Source organism: Actinomadura sp. KC06 (assembly GCF_004348735.1).
Taxonomy (GTDB): Bacteria; Actinomycetota; Actinomycetes; order Streptosporangiales; family Streptosporangiaceae; genus Spirillospora.
This window is the reverse complement of record NZ_SMKT01000392.1, coordinates 1-1,235: the sequence shown is the minus strand read 5'-3', so window position 1 is coordinate 1,235 and position 1,235 is coordinate 1. Positions and strand designations below refer to the sequence as shown.

1 protein-coding gene is annotated in these 1,235 nt (G+C 65.8%); it reads left to right on the top strand.

The window, feature by feature from the left end; all coding sequences use genetic code 11:
* Positions 1-39 precede the first annotated feature (39 nt).
* The coding region (locus E1287_RS43280; protein ID WP_131971972.1) for a hypothetical protein at positions 40-1,235 on the top strand (1,196 nt) is incomplete at its 3' end.

The following is a 1,235-nucleotide window of genomic DNA, read 5'->3' as shown; positions in this document are numbered from 1 at the left end:
TCCGCCGAGACGATCAGACCGACAAGGAGGGTGAGCCCGGTGGCGTTCAACCCGCTCGAACACCGCGGTATCCCGCTGGACGACCAGCTGCGCAACTGGAGCCAGCTGGACGTCGCGCCCGTCGACCCCGACCATTCCGATCCCTACACCCGGTGCCGGATCATCACGCTGAACGGCATCGAGGTGGAGGCGATCATGTTCAGCCACCACTTCAACCGGGTCTGCCCCGACATCGAGGTCAAGCAGCAGCTCGCCCGCGTCCGCTACATCGAGCAGCAACAGCAGAAGGTGGTGAACTGGCTGCTGCCGGGGCAGGCGTCGGTGCTGGAGACGACGATCGCCTACGAGCAGGTCGCCGTCGACCTCACCGGCTGGGTCGCCCGGCAGGAGCCCGACCCGTACCTCAAGCAGGCCTACCAGTTCGGACTGCTGGAGGACTTCGACCACCTGTACCGGTACGCCAACCTCTACGAGATGATCGAGCACCGCAAGGCCGAGAAGATCGTCGACCAGCTCACCGAGGTCACCCCGGGACGGCCGACGCGACTGCACCATCGCGACGCCGTCGACAACATCCGCGAGCCGTACGACCGCGCGGTCGCGGCGCCGATCTCCAAGCTGCACGCGCTGACCATCATGTCGGCCGAGCAGCAGACGATGAACTTCTACATGAACGTCGGCCCGATGTACATGGAGCCGATCGCCCGCCAGCTCTACCAGGAGATCGGCCTGATCGAGGAGGAGCACGTCACGCATTACGAGTCGCTGGTCGACCCGGGCGAGACCTGGTGGGAACGCCTGGTCAACCACGAGTACAACGAGTGCTACCTGTACTACTCGTTCATGCAGACCGAGTCCGACCCCCGGGTCAAGGGGATCTGGGAACTGCACCTGAACATGGAACTGGAGCACCTGCGCATCGCCTGCGACCTGATGCGCCGCCACGACGGCCGCGACCCCGAGTCCGTCCTGGCGCCCGAGCTGCCCGAGCCGGTCACGTTCGAGCCGAACAAGCAACTGGTGCGTGAGCTGCTGGCCACCCAGATCGACTGGACCACGCTCGGCACCGGCTACGTGCAGGAAGCCCACCGCCGGTTCGAGGAGTACCAGGACAAGATCAACGCGGAGCGGCCGCCGTCCGAGCAGGTCATCGACGACCACCGCGACAAATTCGGCGACGAGTACCGCCTGGAGACCGAAGGCCCCCACCCCGCCGAAAGCCTCCGCGACAAGCC